Annotated in this window: 11 protein-coding genes; 8 read left to right on the top strand and 3 right to left on the bottom strand. The window is 40.9% G+C overall.

The features are described 5' to 3' along the window. Window positions 1-269: 269 nt before the first annotated feature. From ACK1I8_RS06340 to ACK1I8_RS06305, 8 genes are all read left to right on the top strand, one after another. Entirely contained in the window at window positions 270-1,250 is a 981-nt protein-coding gene (locus ACK1I8_RS06340) for a purple acid phosphatase family protein (RefSeq protein WP_412468495.1), read from the top strand. 24 nt (window positions 1,251-1,274) lie between these two features. Beyond that, a complete protein-coding gene (locus ACK1I8_RS06335) occupies window positions 1,275-2,507 on the top strand; it encodes an acyltransferase family protein (protein ID WP_412468494.1) in 1,233 nt (410 codons plus the stop codon). A gap of 1 nt (window position 2,508) precedes the next feature. After that, entirely contained in the window at window positions 2,509-4,716 is a 2,208-nt protein-coding gene (locus tag ACK1I8_RS06330) for an alpha-N-acetylglucosaminidase (protein WP_412468493.1), read from the top strand. Window positions 4,717-5,117: 401 nt separating this feature from the next. Beyond that, complete coding sequence (locus ACK1I8_RS06325; RefSeq protein WP_412468492.1) at window positions 5,118-5,387, top strand: hypothetical protein; 270 nt, start codon at window positions 5,118-5,120, stop codon at window positions 5,385-5,387. Between the two features lie 41 nt (window positions 5,388-5,428). Beyond that, complete coding sequence (locus ACK1I8_RS06320; RefSeq protein WP_412468491.1) at window positions 5,429-5,983, top strand: hypothetical protein; 555 nt, start codon at window positions 5,429-5,431, stop codon at window positions 5,981-5,983. Between the two features lie 341 nt (window positions 5,984-6,324). Further along, entirely contained in the window at window positions 6,325-8,517 is a 2,193-nt protein-coding gene (locus tag ACK1I8_RS06315; protein ID WP_412468490.1) for a hypothetical protein, read from the top strand. A gap of 276 nt (window positions 8,518-8,793) precedes the next feature. Continuing rightward, window positions 8,794-9,234, top strand: coding sequence for an Hsp20/alpha crystallin family protein (locus ACK1I8_RS06310; RefSeq protein WP_412468489.1), 441 nt, complete (start codon window positions 8,794-8,796; stop codon window positions 9,232-9,234). Between the two features lie 84 nt (window positions 9,235-9,318). Continuing rightward, on the top strand, window positions 9,319-9,624 hold the full coding sequence (locus ACK1I8_RS06305) for a hypothetical protein (protein ID WP_412468488.1): 306 nt from the start codon (window positions 9,319-9,321) through the stop codon (window positions 9,622-9,624). Window positions 9,625-9,954: 330 nt separating this feature from the next. On the opposite strand, the gene ACK1I8_RS06300 is transcribed toward ACK1I8_RS06305, so the two are convergent. The 3 genes from ACK1I8_RS06300 to ACK1I8_RS06290 form a co-directional block, all read right to left on the bottom strand. Further along, the gene (locus ACK1I8_RS06300) at window positions 9,955-11,145 is read right to left on the bottom strand and encodes a PepSY-associated TM helix domain-containing protein (protein ID WP_412468487.1); all 1,191 of its coding nucleotides are present in this window, start codon (window positions 11,143-11,145) and stop codon (window positions 9,955-9,957) included. Continuing rightward, entirely contained in the window at window positions 11,145-13,616 is a 2,472-nt protein-coding gene (locus tag ACK1I8_RS06295) for a TonB-dependent siderophore receptor (RefSeq protein WP_412468486.1), read from the bottom strand. The genes ACK1I8_RS06300 and ACK1I8_RS06295 overlap by 1 nt, the downstream gene beginning before the upstream one ends. A gap of 626 nt (window positions 13,617-14,242) precedes the next feature. Next, a complete protein-coding gene (locus ACK1I8_RS06290) occupies window positions 14,243-16,636 on the bottom strand; it encodes a glycoside hydrolase family 3 N-terminal domain-containing protein (protein ID WP_412468485.1) in 2,394 nt (797 codons plus the stop codon). Window position 16,637: the final 1 nt, after the last annotated feature.

Here is a 16,637-nt window from a genome sequence, read left to right as displayed (position 1 = left end):
TCTCGCTGAAAGTTCGTCACGTTGAGCCTGTCGAAATGCTTGGTAAGGTATTTCGACAGATTCTTCGACAGGCTATCATTAACACACTCTCCGAAGAAAAGCCGTCATGGTGAGAAAGAACGACGATGCCGCTTCGGCGGCTAAAGAAGCCTTCGCGCAATGACGACCCCTTGGGAAGCCTTATTTCCATTAACTGCAACTTCACTTATATTTATCTTATACCATAAATGGTTCCTCATTTGCTCCTTAAATCAGTTAAACTCTTCGCGATGATTAAACGATTACCTTTATTGATATTGTTGATTTCTTCTGCTTTATTGCATGCACAAATCTTAACCAAAAATTCACCTCAAGCTGCTTTAACAAACAAAAACCTGACTAAAGAAAATAATGCTTTAAATTTTATTGCTATGGGCGATTGGGGCCGAAACGGTGCCGATCACCAAAAACAGGTGGCCAAACAAATGGGCATTACAGCAGCTGAAGTAAAAGCTAATTTTATCATTTCTACCGGTGATAATTTTTATCCCAGCGGCGTCATCAGTGCACAGGACCCATCTTTTAAATATTCTTTTGAAGATATCTATACCGACTTTTCATTACAGTGGGATTGGTACCCTGTACTGGGCAACCATGATTATAAATCAAACCCGGATGCACAGGTAGATTATTCAAAAATCAGTCGCAGGTGGAAAATGCCTGCCCGGTATTACACCAGGAAATTCCCCATTAATGGTGATCCTAACAGCCGGGTACTATTCGTTTTTATTGACACTAACCCACTCATTCCTGAATTTTACAATAATGCCGAGTATGGACCAAATGTGAAGGGACAAGATACCACTACGCAGAAGCGTTGGTTAGCCAAAACACTGGCCGATACAGATCCTTCCATTAAATGGAAAATTGTGGTAGGCCACCATCCTATTTATACAGGCGGAAGCCGCACCGAAGCCTATGATACTAAAGCGGTACGGAATTCGCTAAAATCAACTCTTGAAAAATATGGTGTAGATGTGTATCTTACCGGCCACGAACACAGCATGCAGTATATTAAACCGGCCGGAAAAACGCATTATTTTATTTCTGGCTCAGCTTCAGAAAAAACACCTGTAAAACTGATTGCCGATGCCGAAATGGTTGCCTCCGAATATGGCTTTATGTTATTTTCGCTTAGTTACAACCAATTGCGTGTGCAGGCCATTAACGATCAGGGCGAGGTTATTTATAACACGCTGATTAAAAAATAATTTAAAAAAATCTTTATCTGCAGCATGGATCAACCAACCCGCCCCCTATCCTCAACCGCACCACCGCCAGTTAAACCAAAGCGATTGCTTTCGCTTGATACCCTGCGCGGCTTTGACATGTTTTGGATTGTGAGCGGCGAAGGCATTTTTCATGGATTAGCCAATGGCATTAAAGAAAATCACGCCTTGGTAAGGAATCCGCAAAACTGGACCATTGCAAGCACTCCAGATCTTTCCCTGTTCGAAAAGATGCTGATCGGCATCAGTAACCAGCTGCACCATTCGCCCTGGAACGGTTTTACCTTTTACGACCTTATATTTCCGCTATTTATATTCATTTCGGGGGTATCTATGCCATTTTCTTATCAGAAATATTTTACCGAAAAAGAAACCGGATATGCTTCAGCAGGGAAGATTTATTATGCCCTGATTAAAAGAACCCTGATTTTGATTTTATTGGGTATGGTGGTTAACGGCCTGCTGCAATGGAAAGGTTATGAACACATCCGTTTTGCCAGTGTATTGGGCCGTATTGGTCTGGCTACCTTTTTTGCCGCCCTAATTTACCTGAATACCTCGCTTAAAAAGCAGGTCATCTGGTTTCTGTCTATCCTTGTTGGCTATTACCTCCTCATGCGTTTTGTACCTGTTCCGGGTTTTGGGAGCGGTATATTTACCCCTGAAGGTAATCTTTCTGCTTATATCGACCGCCTGTTGCTTCCCGGTAAACTCCACCGCGTAGTTTACGATCCGGAAGGTTTATTGAGCACTATACCATCCATTTGTTCGGCCATGCTGGGTGTATTTACCGGCACTTTTATAAAGAATCAAACCGTATGCCCCGATCCCAAGAAAAAAGTGTGGTATTTAATAATTGCGGGCATTGCACTCCTGCTCATTGCGCTTGCCGGCAGCTTCCTTTTCCCCATAAACAAAACCATGTGGACCAGTACCTTCGTACTCTTTGCCGGAGGCTGGAGCATCATTCTTTTTTCCTTTTTTTATTATTTTATTGATGTATGCAGTTATCAAAAATGGTGCATGCCCATGGTGTGGATAGGCACCAATTCTATATTAATCTACATTTTTGCACACGGTCTGTTCAATTTTGAATCTACTTCTCAATTCCTCTTCGGAGGAATCATCAATACAATCCCCATCGCCTGGCAACAAACCGGCGTATGGACAGGTGTACTTATCATACAATTGTTTATCTTGAAGTTCCTCTTTGATAAAAACTGGTTCCTAAAAATCTGATATGAAACTAAAAATGCTATTCGCAGTGCTTATTGCACTATCTTTCAATAACTTATGGTCTCAGGAGTATCTGGCATCCTCTAATCAACTCATTGCACGGATATTACCCAAAAAACATCAATCATTTGTTACCGAAAGTATGACCGCAGTAAATGGCAAAGATGTTTTTGAAATTGAAAGCAGAAACAATAAGATCATACTCAGGGGTAGCAGTGGTGTTGCCCTGGCGTCGGCTTTTTATCATTACTTAACTGAGTATGCGCATTGCCAGATTACCTGGAATGGCAGCAACTTAAACTTGCCTGCTACCCTACCTGCTGTAAAAACAAAAATAAGAAAGGAAACACCCTACGATTACCGTTACTATTTAAACTATTGTACTTTTAATTACAGCATGAGCTGGTGGGATTGGACTCGTTGGGAAAAAGAGATAGACTGGATGGCACTTCATGGCATTAACATGCCCCTTGCCATTACCGGCGAAGAATACACCTGGTACCTTTTGTACAAAGAAATGGGCTTTTCGGATGAAGAACTTAAAGGCTTTTTCACCGGACCTGCTTATTTCTCTTGGTTTTGGATGGGCAATATCGACGGCTGGGGCGGACCACTTCCGGTAAGCTGGATGAAAAGCCACTTTGAACTGCAAAAGAAAATTCTGGCCAGGCAAAGATCGCTGGGAATGAAATCGGTATTGCCAGCCTTTACCGGCCATGTGCCCGCAGCATTTAAAAATAAATTTCCACAGGCGAAGTTAAAGACTACCAACTGGACAAACGGTTTTGCAGACACCTATATTCTCGATTCGGAAGACCCGATGTTTGCCGAGATCGGGAAGAAGTTTTTACAAAAGCAAACAGAAATGCTTGGTACAGACCATCTGTACTCTGCTGATACATTTAATGAAAATGAACCACCATCTTCGGAGCCTGAATTTTTGAGTAAGTTAAGCGCCAGAATTTATGATGGCATGTCGCAAGCTGATCCTAAAGCCATTTGGGTGATGCAAGGTTGGTTATTTTACAGCGATAGAAAATTCTGGAAAGAGGCACAAACTGAAGCGCTGTTAAAAGCTGTTCCAAATGATAAGATGATTTTATTGGATTTAGCCACAGAAATTGAACCGGTTTGGAAACGTACGGAAGGTTTTTATGGTAAGCCATGGATCTGGAATATGCTGAACAACTTTGGCGGGAACACCAATTTATTTGGAAGAATGGACGTGGTAGCTACAGCACCCGCACAGGCTTTAAATGACCCGAAAAGCGGCAAAATGAACGGTATTGGTTTGACTATGGAAGGCATAGAGCAAAATCCGGTAATGTATGAACTGATGATGGAAAATGTTTGGCGCTCTACCCCAATAAACCTTGAAACATGGTTACCTCAATACGTTTTTAACCGATACGGTAAAAAAAATCCACATGCATTAAAAGCCTGGAAAACACTTCGAAAAACGGTTTATAGTGTATCCGCAGATAAGTATGTTAGAGATGGTGCCGAGTCTATCATACAAGGCCGGCCAACACTCGATTCTATGACCCGCTGGGCCAGAACTACATTAAATTACAACGAACGCGATTTATTGCCCGCCTGGGATGAACTAATTAGTGCAGCAGCAGATTGCAGGCAAAGCGATGGTTTCCAATATGACCTTGTTGATGTAACCAGACAGGTACTGGCCAATTACGCGCTTCCTTTACAAAGAAAAGTTGTGGAAGCCTATCGAAGCAAAAACCTGAAAGCTTTCCAAACAGAACGCAAAAAGTTCATTACTTTAATTGAAGACATGGACAAATTGTTGGGTACACGAAAAGATTTCATGTTAGGTCCATGGGTAAGTGATGCCCGTAAGCAGGGAACCAACGAACAGGAAAAAGCTTTGTACGAAATGAATGCAAAGGATTTAATCACTTTGTGGGGAGATGCCAAAAATCCATTACATGAATATGCATGCAGACAGTGGAGCGGGCTGATGAATGATTTTTATAAACCAAGATGGGAAATGTTTTTTAGCCGAATGGAACAATCTATTTCGGATAAAACTGAGCTCGACATCAATCAATTCAACGAGGAGGTAAGTAAATGGGAATGGAAATGGGTAAACCAGCGGAAAGACTATCCAATACAAACCACAGGTAACCCTGTAAATTTATCGCTTGAAATGTATCAGAAATACCGTAAAACCATAGGGCTAGTGCATCAGTAATTTCAGCGCTTAGAACCTAACTGGTAACGAGATTCAAAATGAACCAGGCTTTATCAGGATCTGCATAATATCAAGATCGTTAACAATGCACTAAGCAAAAGGATAAAAACAATCATGCTTACAGGAATGCCTTTATTCGGCTCATCATCGGTTTTATCTGATGGATTTGATTTTTTCTTTTCGAGCTTCATTGTGGGTACCATGTTGGTTCGACTGTATCTATATTAAAAAGATTAATACCGCAGGAAATTTATCTTTATTGGCCATCATATATCTCATATTTAACAATTAAACAACAACCTGCTAACCTGGAGTAAACATCGCTTTCCTAATTTACAGCTTCGCTTGCTTACCATCCGTACAAACTGGTAAACAACAATGTTTTAATAATACGTTAGGCTATGAAACAGCAGGTCCGAACGATCCCCGGGAAACTGGTAGATTTTGATTATAGCAGATACAGGTTACCCGCATTTGTGATGCAGTTTAAACCCTCCGTATATCAGGATGGTGATTGCTTTTACGCGGTATTATCTTTTGAAGAAGAACATGATGTTTCAGGCATTGGCACCTCTCCAGAAGATGCATTGATCGATTGGAACGATAAAATTTGCGAAATGCTTGCCTTATCAGGTCCGTTACGCACATCGTTAATCGTCAAGAACAAATAGGCTGCCTTAACCGGCATTTTATTCTAACCTAAATTTATCTGATGAACCAAAATATATCTACCGGCCTGGTATTTTATCAGGACCATCATGATCAGCTGAATTTTACCAGGAACTGCCATTTTGAAATCAAAAGGCCTTATGATTGTTCAATGATCCAGCTCCATCACTTTTATTTATTATTGAGAAGAGGGAATAAAGTTTCGGCTGTTGATCTTCCTGCTAAGATCTTTAACGCAGCGTTTCTCGCCTTCTGCTACAATGGCAAAAAACTGGTGGGCATTTCGGCTATTAAAAGGCCTACTATAGCTTACCTTCAGGATGTGCATAAAAAAGCTGGTATTATTACAGATATAGATAGACCATTTTTAGAAATCGGTTATTCCTTTACCATCGAATCGGTTCGCAATAAAGGAATCAGTGGTACATTAAAACGGATGTTACTCAACAAAATCAGTAATCACCAGGGCATTATTTTTTCTACCTCAGCAACGCCTAGCAGTCAGCGATTTCTTTTAGCCAATGGTTTCCGGGCAGAAGGGAATCCTTATCAGGGTATCTTCGATAATCATATCATCTATTTTGAACGTATGCAGTAGTCTTATTTCATATGCACTGACCAATTAAAGGCTTAATGGATATTTTAAAAAAGATCAGGACCTTTCTCAATCAAACTTCAGTTGACAAATGATGAAAAACTGAAGTGATTTACGATTTAACAACTACATTGCCTACGGCACCAATGTCGATTTAAAGGTTAAAACCATTACTTCACTCACCTTGTTTTATAGAATATCAACCCAAAGAATTGGATACAGTATTTCTATCAATTCTTTGCAGATGAATTAAAGTCCTGCTAACCATTTCTTGTTTTTCAGATCATGGTCATGATAACGAAGTGATCGGATTAACAAATTAAAAAATCATTAACCCGAAATCTATGAAAGGAATATCTCCTTGGGCCATTAGTGCACTGGACTGCTTCAAAAATCACCATACCGAACGTCATCAAAGAAACATTCAAAAATTAAGCTTTAAGATCACAGATACCGGCGATTCAGTATGGGTAAAGCTTGAAAAGAAAAAGTGTGAACCTCTATTTTTCCGCACCTGTTTTTCTCCTGGCGGAGATTTGGAAAATCTGACAATCAGGCAATCGGCAGATCAGACTCATGTTACGGCATCTTCGGCAGTAGGTGATTTTAAAATCGATATAGCCATTGAAGATGCGGAATTTCCCATATTAAAATATCGCAGTTCATTAAAGCTTCGTGAAACGATAACTGTACCGTTCTGGCCGAGGGATATCCTCACCATCGGCAATCTTTTATGTCCGCAAAAGGATATGGGTGATATCAGGCATAGTCAGGTCGGAAACCGTACCGGACTTCTGTTTATGGATTTTCCTGAAAGATCTTTAAGGATGTTATATTTTCAGAACCTCACCAGTCTATGTCCATATGCCGAGCACACGGGAACCGCTCTTGCGGATGTGGTAGGTGGCGAGGTTCCCGAGGTCGGGCTTGCGCTTCCACCCTCACCTATTAAGGAACTTGCCAAGGGAGCAGAAATTCAGCTCAGCGATGCTTTGGTTTGCTTTAAGGAATATAAAAAAAGCACTGATAACCTCAGCAGGGATTATCTTGATATGCTTGGCGCGATCTATACCAGATTTGAAAAACCCCAAACAAGCTATAAAAATTGGCCCGAAATACTAGAAAAAGGAATGAAAGACCTGATCGAGAGCCCGGGATGCTGGTCACAGCTTGATGGCCACAGCTACTTCAATGCCTATGTAAGCGATTATGATACGCCTCCTGAAATTATGGTTCAACTTGCTGTTCTTTTACCACTGGTAGATTATGTGGAATGGAGTGGCAAAAGCCTCGAAGTAATCAAAACCATAAAGGAAGGACTGCCATCTTTTTATGATCAAAAATTGAAGACACTGCTGCGTTGGCACCCTGCGGCTGAATCGAAGCTGAAAGGAGAGGAAGAACAAAAAATGCCCATGGTTATGGATTCGTGGTACCTTCACCATCCCCTGCTTAACCTTTCCAGATTGGCCTTAAAGGGCGATAAGGTTGCCGAAACCTTATTTTTAGATTCACTTGGTTTTGCCATTAAAGTTGCGAAAAAATTCCGTTATGATTGGCCTGTGTTTTACAAAATGGATACGCTGGAAATTGTAAAAGCGGAGACCAAACCTGGTGAGGGTGGAGAGCAGGATGTTCCCGGACTCTACGCACATGTGATGTTGCAAGCTTATGAACTTACCAACAATAAAAAATATCTGCTGGAAGCAGAGCGGGCTGCAAATAAACTGGCCAAAATTGAATTCAAACTCATGTACCAGGCAAATAATACGGCGTTCTCTGCAGGAGCGCTGTTAAGATTATACAAGATAACAAAAAAACAAAAATATCTCGAACTCAGTTATAACTGTATTGCTTCCATATTCCAGAATGTGCAGTTGTGGGATTGTAATTATGGGTTTGGAAAACACTTTCCAACGTTTTTTGCACTCTTTCCGCTCACAGATGCACCTTACACTGCGGTTTATGAAGAGCAGGAAGTTTTTTGTGCCTTTCATGATTACCTCAACCATGCGCATGGTGTTGAAATACCGGACAGTGTGAGGTTATTATGTGCTGAATACATCCGTTTTTTGATTAACAGAGCTGCTTACTATTACCCACCGATGCTCCCTCCCGAAATGCTCTCTGATGAAGTAAAAATGGGCGAAGTAGATAGAAACCTTTGGATTGCACTGGAAGATCTGCATGATGGCACGGAGCCGAGCGGCACTGTTGGACAGGAAGTATATGGAGCGGGTAATGCTTTTGGTATACTGCCCCGCCAATACATCAGACTCGATGGTGAATCTTTTTTGATATTCTGTGATGCACCAATGCACGGCATCAGAAAAGGCAAAGGTAAAGTTACGTTTTTACTACAAGGCCACCACAGTACTATGGCAAGATTGAGAATTACGGGTGAAGTAAACAAGAGAGTAGACCCGAAGCTAAAGTTTACTGTCTCTCCCGGAAAACTGGCAATTGTAAAAAATAAAATGCACGATTTAGAATGTTTTGTTGCCGCGGATGAGCGGATCACCATTTATTGGAAATAGACCTATCTATCCATTTATGAACGTAAAAGCCATGTTTGTTTTCTTATGCTCTTGTAAATATAAAACCGGTTGTTAAACTGAAAAAATTTCAGCAATGGCACTGCAAAATTTTCATAAAAAATGAATTTTTTGCAGAAAAAACCATTCTTAACCGACCTAAAAGGCCCTGGCACAGCACTTGATAAACCCAATGTGAAACCTTTGAATAAGGTTGAAGTGATAAATTAATTGATTTATAGTCCATTTATTATTAAAACATTAAAAGGAGAAAAAACTATGACATTGGTTAAATTCAATCCAGAAAAAAAGAACAGTTCATTATTGCCAGGCTTTAATGACATCTTCGAATCCGTATTAGGCGATACTTTTTTTACCGATCGTCGCTTAAGCAGCGTACCAGCAGTTAATATTTCTGAAACGAATGAAGAATACCACATCGAACTGGCTGCACCGGGACTAAAGAAAGACGATTTCAAAGTGTCTATTGAGAAAGATATGCTGACCATTTCTACCGCACAGCATACCGAAAACAATAATGAAGGTAAAACCTATAACAGACGGGAATATAGTTATTCGGCATTTACCAGAGCATTTACCCTTCCTGAAAGTGCCGATGTTGAGCATATCCAGGCCGCTTATACAGATGGTATCCTCCATCTTAACATTCCTAAAAAGGAAGAAGCCAAAGCGGTTTCCAGACAGATCGAAATACAATAACATCTCAAGTGCCGCGAAATGCGGCACTTTTTATTTGATCATGCCCGCTCTCTAACCATTTTGAAAAGATACAAAAATTTAGCTATGGAAACCCGTTTCACCATCAACATCAGCCTTCAGGGACCAGCAGGAAAAGTTACCTATGGCAAATTTTCTCTTGGCAAAAATAAAAAGGAAGCCAACGAAATTTTCTCCCAGCTAAAAGGCAGTGCAGAAGATGCACCTGGATGTTCATTAAAAATAGAATTTATGGAAGAAATAATGGAACTGCCCATTCTCATTGGCACTAAAAATTGTAACCTGGATGAACTAAAAGAAAACATTGCTATTATTTCAAAGGAAATATTCCGCATTGATCACTTGGAGAATGGAAGTATTGGTGTGGAATAATTAATATTTGAAGAAAAGGGGATCGTGCCGATACCCTTTTAATTATTGTCTTCCTGACTCAATTGGGGGTTTTGCTTTTAAGATAGATCTCTCCCCGCCTATACCGACAGGCACCGCGTGTTGCTTCAGCCGACGAAAGTTCACCTTGCCTTTTAGTTAAACGATTGCCAATCTTTCTTCTCCTCATACTAGCGGGAAGAAAAAATCAGTTTGATAAACCATGGGAGATGACGATTCTTACATGGAGTTTCCAAATGGAAACCATTAGCTAGCGAATTAGCTGAATACGTCATCCTGAACTTGTTTCAGGATCCTTTCCGTAAGATAAATTTACGAGGGCGAGGCCGAACTTTTAGCAGCACTACCTTTCCCCTTTTTACTTTTGTTTCTTTTCCCCCACCAAATCAAAAAACCGGATATGGGCAACGAAGCACTGATCAATGAAGCCAGAAAAGCCACAAGTTGCGACCACAGGCCATAAATCCTTCCGGTATGAAGCTCCAGATTGGAATTTCTCCATTTCATACCAAGCGTTTTTTTATCATGTGGAAGCTCGTCGATAAGATCCCCTGTCCTGCCATCATAAAAATAATAACTAATTCCCCTCCAGGCATCGTTACTTTCGATCTGCACAAAAGACATCGAAACTTTATTTTTTTTTGTCGGAATACCTATTCCTATTTTCGTCCAGTTATTTCCAAGCTTTTTGAGCAGGCGGTAATGGATCATGTCAATTTTGTTCAGGCTTGTATCTGCCGCATCGATTTTAGGAAGTGTTCTGCTAAATCCGGCTTTTCCTTTGTCTCCGAGAATCCGGTAAATTCCTGCTTCCCACCACTTGAAAGACCATACTAATCCGGTTATGGCGATCAGCATGGCGACAGGTAGTACATAAAAACCAAGGCTATTGTGAAGATCGTAGTTGACCCTTTTCCATTTGGCATTCCATTTAACAGTAATACTTTTTTTGAATTGCCTGTAATTTTTGGGCAGCCATAAAATAAATCCGGTAATGAGCGTTGCCAGATAACTGAGTATGCAAACGCCAACCAATGGGCTGCCGATGGGTTTAACAAGGAGCAGCTGTCTGTGCAACTGTTCTACCACGTTGAAAAACTCGTAGCGCATATCCATTACGCCTAAAACTTTTCCGGTATACTGGTTTACATAAACTTCATCCAGGTATTCGAACTGGCTAAAGTAGGAAAAGTTTATTTTCTTTCGGTCGTTAATTTTAAATCCGGAGAAAATATAACTCTTGTTATCCGAGCTAATTTTAACATTACTCAGCTCTTTATCTTTTCCAACTGCATGCTGGGCATTGGCCAGCAATTCAGAAACCGGCCTTGCAGGGCCGGTTTTTTTGACATAAACGATATCTTGATGAATGCTATCGAAAATTTCCTCATCAAACACATAAATGCATCCGGTTAACGAAACAACAACCACTACGAGACCTGTAATCAGGCCAATCCATAAATGGAGCCAACCCGCTATTTTTCTCAGCCCGCGCTTCGCCATTAAAATGAATAGCCAATAGTAAACATATAATTTTCGGGTTGACCAGGAAACAAGCGCAGGTAATCATAACCACCTACCCAATGTTTTTTATTACCGATGTTATTGGCATTGAGCTGCAGCTGGAGTTTACCGATATTATAAAATAAAGCAGCATTAAAAAGTGTGAAAGATGGAATGGTAATCTGGTTCTCTGGTGAAAATTTGGGATCGTAGAACAGGTTACGCCTGTCGGTATAGTTAATACCCAACCCGATACCCAATCCTTTAGCTAAGCCTTCAATAAATGTATATCTGCTCCATAAATTGGCTGTATTTTTTGGTGCGTTGGGTTTCTGTATGCCTATTTCTCCAACTGTTCCACTCTCCAGTATTTTGGCCCTGTTGTAAGAATAAGAAGCAATCACATTCCAGTTTGGCATAATCTTGCCAATCACATCCATTTCAAAACCCCTCGATTGCTCATCGCCAATCTGCCTTAAAACATCGACTACACCAGGTGTGGCATATAATGCACCGGTTTGTTTAATTTGGTAAACTGCTGCACTTACACTCAACTGATCCCTGAACCAGCTTGTCTTGGCACCAAATTCTACCATATTGCTTTTCAACGGATCAAATGGTCCACCGGCATTAGGGTTTGCGATGTTTGCAGCGGTTTGAGGGTTATAACCTTCTACATAACTTCCATAAAAATTAATATTGGGGTTAATGCTATAAACAGCTCCTAAGCGTGGCAGCCATGCATACGAATGCGTTTTAACTTCCGCTTGAGTCTTGTAACCAGCAAAATCTGTATAATATTCATAACGTATTCCGGCCAACACCTGCAAAGCACCGATTTTGAACTGATCTTGTAGGTAACCTGAGTTCAGATAATAATATGTAGGGGCTACTATTGATGGTGTAAAGAAAAGTTTGCTGTCATCCTGCATTCTTTGCGAAGACAGCGGATCACTCAAATTAAAATGCGGAACATTGGGGACCGGGTTTCCTGCTGCATCCAAAAGATATTTTGACTTGTTAGCAGGTACATAATTGGCAATTGCTCCGTTATTTGCCGCATTACGGTAACCGCCGGCCGTTAACTGCGAACCTCCTACAGGTAATTTTTCACTACCGAAATCATAACCAGCCACGATCTTATGCTCCACTATTCCTGTTTTTGGTGTATAATTAACATAACCTGAAAAATTATCGATAAACCTTTTGCGTTTTCTAATTTGCACATACATTCCTGCAAGGTTGTTGATAGCCGCACCATTTGCATCAACTCCATAAGCATTCGATGTACGGTGTTCGTTTAAATCTTCTGAATAGCCTGTTTTCAGGTAAGAGGCATTCAGACTCAGGTTATCGGTAATCTTATGGGTGATTGAAATAGTGGCGTTATAGGTCAACTCATTTAAATAATCATTGGTGGTATTCAATGAAAGTGACTGCGGGGTAGAATTTAAGTCAAAACTACCAAAAATGGGCTGTCCTCTATCCAGTCTGCTTTTAGAATCAGTATAAACGAGATCAAAGTTGATCCTTGTCTTTTCTGACGGAACAAATGTAAGCGACGGTGCAATGACGACGTTACGGTCGAACATCAGGTCTCTGAAGGTTTCGGCATTTTCATAACCCAGGTTCAACCGATAAAGCAAGGTACTGTCTTTTGTTGCAGGGCCGGTAAAATCTGCAAGTCCCCTGAATGTATTAAAGCTACCCATGGTCAGGCTGACTGTTCTTCGCGTTTCATCGAGTGGCTTTTTGGTTACGCGGTTAACAACCCCACCCGGACTTGCATTACCGAAAAGAGCCGATGACGGACCTTTTAAAACTTCAACCCGCTCCAGGTAATTTGCCAGCGACTGTTTCCAGAAACCTGTACTGGTTCTTAAACCATTCAATAATTGGGTATTGCTCTGCCCATTTACACGAAATCCCCTGATGGTTAAGTCATCATAAAAGCTAAACTGGTTTACGCCGCTAAAGTTCTTCACCACTTCACCTACACGCATCAAGCCCTGATCTGCAATAAGCTCTTTACTGGCATAAGATACCGACTGTGGAATATCCCTAAGTTCGTTTTCTATTTTACCGATAAAAGTAGCCTTGGTTTTATAGGTTTTCTCTTTACGTCCGGTAATTTCCACCTGCTGCAGATCATCGGTAGATTCCAGCATAACGATGTTTTCCTCAACAACTCTCCCACTTAAATCCAGGTTTTTTACAATCTCTTTAAAGCCGATAAAATTAAAATGCAATATTGCTTTCCCTGGATTCAGCTGCAGCTTGTATATCCCACGGTTATTGGTAGTAGTATAAAAATTGGTGCCCTGGGCGCTCACGTTAACTCCAGATATGGCCACGCCTTGGCTATCTTTTACGGTACCTTGTACGGTGATCTTTTGTTGCGCAAAAACATCAATACATAATAGTGCCAGCAGATTAATTAAAATTAGCGGTTTAGTAAAGTTTTTTTCCATTTAAAACGAATAATTATTATTTAGACTTAATAAATATAATGACGAAAGTAAAATATTATTATGACAAATAAAAAATTATTTAGATTAATTCTAAACTTAAAAAGCTGTGGATTTTTTCAACAAATGGGTTAATAAGAATTGAGGCAGACATTATTATTAAATAACCTCCTCTTCCGAAAAATGTATTGGTTATGTCGATTAATGAGCGTTAGATATTTTTAAGCTCCGCTAAAGCGAAGCAAAATAAGGTTGTAACCATCATTATCGGCATCAAGCATGATTTATCGTATAAAAATCAACGTCAATAACCGATGTTAAAGAAACCAAATGGACTTGGCGTATTATTTCCTCACAGATGAGAATCCGATGATTCTACAAAGCAAAATCTTTTAAGCTGATTCATAGCAGGTACAAAGATCTCTCCAATACGACTATGCTTCCCGCCAGATGACAATTTTACATTGAGTCTTCCAATGGCAGAGGTTAGCAGTTGAAAATCTGTCCCAAATATCGTTATCATAAACCCGTTTCGGGGCCTTTCAACCGCGTTTTTATCAACTCATTTTCTGAGTACAATATAACCTTGGGTTTAAAGTATTTGCTTCAGCAACATTTTTTAAAATCTATTAGTGGAGTATAGCCGGTTGATGAACCAAAAAATCCTTTTCCAGCTTAATATCGTCTGATGAACCACCCACCATTAAATGATAAGTGCCCGCTTCTACTTCCCATTGCATCTTCTGGTTATAAATTTCAAGATCTGATTGGTTTATACTGAAACTGATAGTCTTTTGTTCTCCCGCTTTTAAGGCAACCCGTTTAAACTTGATGAGTTGTTTAACAGGCATTACCACCGATGATTTTTTATGTTGCAGATAAAGTTGCACCACTTCCTCACCATCTGTTGACCCTGTATTTTTCAAATCTATCTTAACATTTACTGTTTTTTGACCGGGACCAGGCTCTATCTGAAGATTCTGATAAGCAAAGGTGGTATAACTTAACCCATATCCAAAGGGATATAAAGGCTTAGCATCCATTTCTATATAATCATGCTTCTCCGGATAACGCGAGTTGTAATAAACGGGTAACTGGCCAACAGATTTGGGAACTGAAATGGTTAACCTTCCCGCAGGGTTATAATCGCCGAAGAGTACATCAGCAATTGCATTACCTCCTTCCTGCCCCGGATACCAGGCATCGAGAATAGCGGGAACATTTTCCGCAGCCCAGTTTAAATTTAAAGGCCTTCCTTTAATTAATACCAGTACAACAGGTTTTCCTGTTTTCATTACTGCTTTCAACAGCTTCATCTGGTCGCCCATTAAATCAAGTGTTGCGCGGTCATAACCCTCGCCGCTTTCCATGTCGCTAACTGTTTGTGCTTTTGCATCCACTTTTGCCGCACCGGTTTCGATATATTCCGTTTTAAAATCACGGGCGCTGGATCCGCCCAACACGATTACCACAGCATCCGATTTTCCCGCTGCCATCACCGCGTCATCAATCCTGCTCGAAAGGGTATCACGGATGGCACAACCTTTTACATAATTGATCTTGGTTGTTTCCCCCAGTTTGTTTTTAATTCCCTGTAAAACGGTAACCACATTGCCTGCTGCCTGTGGCGCGGTGTAATCGCCCAGCTGGTTATATACATTATCGGCATTTGGGCCTATAACAGCGATACTTTTTAATTTTTTGCTCAATGGAAGCAGCTGATTCTGGTTCTTTAATAAAATTACCGATTCTCTTGCAACCTCACGGGCAAGCCTGATTTTTTCGGCATTTCTGACCTGCTGTTTAGCTACCTGAGGATTTACATAAGGATTTTCAAATAGACCCATCCGGAATTTTATCCGCAGCACCCTACTCACGGCAGTATCCAGTACCTTTTTAGACACTTTACCTTGTTTAATCGCATCAAGTAAAGCCTTTCCGTAACCTACTCCACTCAAATCGGCATCCAAACCGGCATTAATAGCCAATGCAGCCGCATCTGCTGCTGTTTCCGCAACATGATGGTTTGATTTTAATCCCGAAATACTGTTGAGATCAGACACCACAAAACCTTTAAAACCCCAGTCTTTACGCAGGATTTCTTTCATCAAAACCTCATTAGCAGAACACGGAATACCGTCAATAGAATTATACGAGGTCATCACCGACAGTACACCCGCTTTTACAGCGGCCTTAAATTGCGGTAGGTAAAACTGCTGCAAGGTGCGCATGCCCAGGTTAATGCTGCTTCCGTTATGTCCGCCCTCCGGTGCACCATAGGCGGCCAGATGTTTTAAGGTGGCCACTACATTTACTCCACTATTAATCGATTTTCCCTGTAAACCTTTCACCATTGCTTCGCCCATTCTGCTGATCAATACATGGTCTTCACCATAGGTTTCTTCCACCCTCGACCACCTGGGTTCCCGTGCCAGGTCAAGCACTGGTCCATAGCCAACATGCCCGCCCTGTACGCGTGTTTCTTCGGCAATTGCGCTGGCCATTTTCTCAATCAACTCCGGATTAAAGGTACTGCTTTGCCCTATTGAAGTTGGAAAAACGGTTGTGCCAATAGCCATGTGGCCATGTGGCGCTTCCTCAGAGAGCAATACAGGGATACCCAAACGCGTATTTTCGATCGCATATTTCTGAATGGCGTTTGTAGCTTTTGCGGCCAGTTCAGGATTTAATCCATTTGCCAGTGTCTTTTTAGTCCAGGGATCTGCCCGTAATGTAGCCCATAACATCCCGGTGTACGATTCTTTTAATGATTTTTTAAAGGCATCACTTACCTCAACTTCATCACCGTTTTTATTGTACATAGGCCAGCCTAACGGCATGGAAATCTGCCCGACTTTTTCCTCAACCGTCATCCGCGAAAGCAAATCGTTAATCCGGTTTTCTATTGGTGCTTTTGCATTTTTATATAAGGGAAGTGTGCTTTTGTTTTGTGCGAAGGCTGGGAGGCACAATGTTGAAAATGCCAGCCCCAGACATAAGACAATTTGAATTTTTTTAGTCATA

The organism is Pedobacter sp. KLB.chiD, from assembly GCF_047040275.1.
In the GTDB taxonomy this organism is placed as follows: Bacteria; Bacteroidota; Bacteroidia; order Sphingobacteriales; family Sphingobacteriaceae; genus Pedobacter.
Note: the sequence above shows the minus strand (reverse complement) of the source record. Positions and strands in the feature narration are given on the sequence as shown.

Excerpts from the sequence above, each read along its gene's own strand:
- ACK1I8_RS06340 (WP_412468495.1), top strand. The coding sequence starts at position 270 with ATGATTAAACGATTACCTTTATTGATATTGTTGATTTCTTCTGCTTTA.
- ACK1I8_RS06335 (WP_412468494.1), top strand. The coding sequence starts at position 1,275 with ATGGATCAACCAACCCGCCCCCTATCCTCAACCGCACCACCGCCAGTT.
- ACK1I8_RS06330 (WP_412468493.1), top strand. The coding sequence starts at position 2,509 with ATGAAACTAAAAATGCTATTCGCAGTGCTTATTGCACTATCTTTCAAT.
- ACK1I8_RS06325 (WP_412468492.1), top strand. The coding sequence starts at position 5,118 with ATGAAACAGCAGGTCCGAACGATCCCCGGGAAACTGGTAGATTTTGAT.
- ACK1I8_RS06320 (WP_412468491.1), top strand. The coding sequence starts at position 5,429 with ATGAACCAAAATATATCTACCGGCCTGGTATTTTATCAGGACCATCAT.
- ACK1I8_RS06315 (WP_412468490.1), top strand. The coding sequence starts at position 6,325 with ATGAAAGGAATATCTCCTTGGGCCATTAGTGCACTGGACTGCTTCAAA.
- ACK1I8_RS06310 (WP_412468489.1), top strand. The coding sequence starts at position 8,794 with ATGACATTGGTTAAATTCAATCCAGAAAAAAAGAACAGTTCATTATTG.
- ACK1I8_RS06305 (WP_412468488.1), top strand. The coding sequence starts at position 9,319 with ATGGAAACCCGTTTCACCATCAACATCAGCCTTCAGGGACCAGCAGGA.
- ACK1I8_RS06300 (WP_412468487.1), bottom strand. The coding sequence starts at position 11,145 with ATGGCGAAGCGCGGGCTGAGAAAAATAGCGGGTTGGCTCCATTTATGG.
- ACK1I8_RS06295 (WP_412468486.1), bottom strand. The coding sequence starts at position 13,616 with ATGGAAAAAAACTTTACTAAACCGCTAATTTTAATTAATCTGCTGGCA.
- ACK1I8_RS06290 (WP_412468485.1), bottom strand. The coding sequence starts at position 16,636 with ATGACTAAAAAAATTCAAATTGTCTTATGTCTGGGGCTGGCATTTTCA.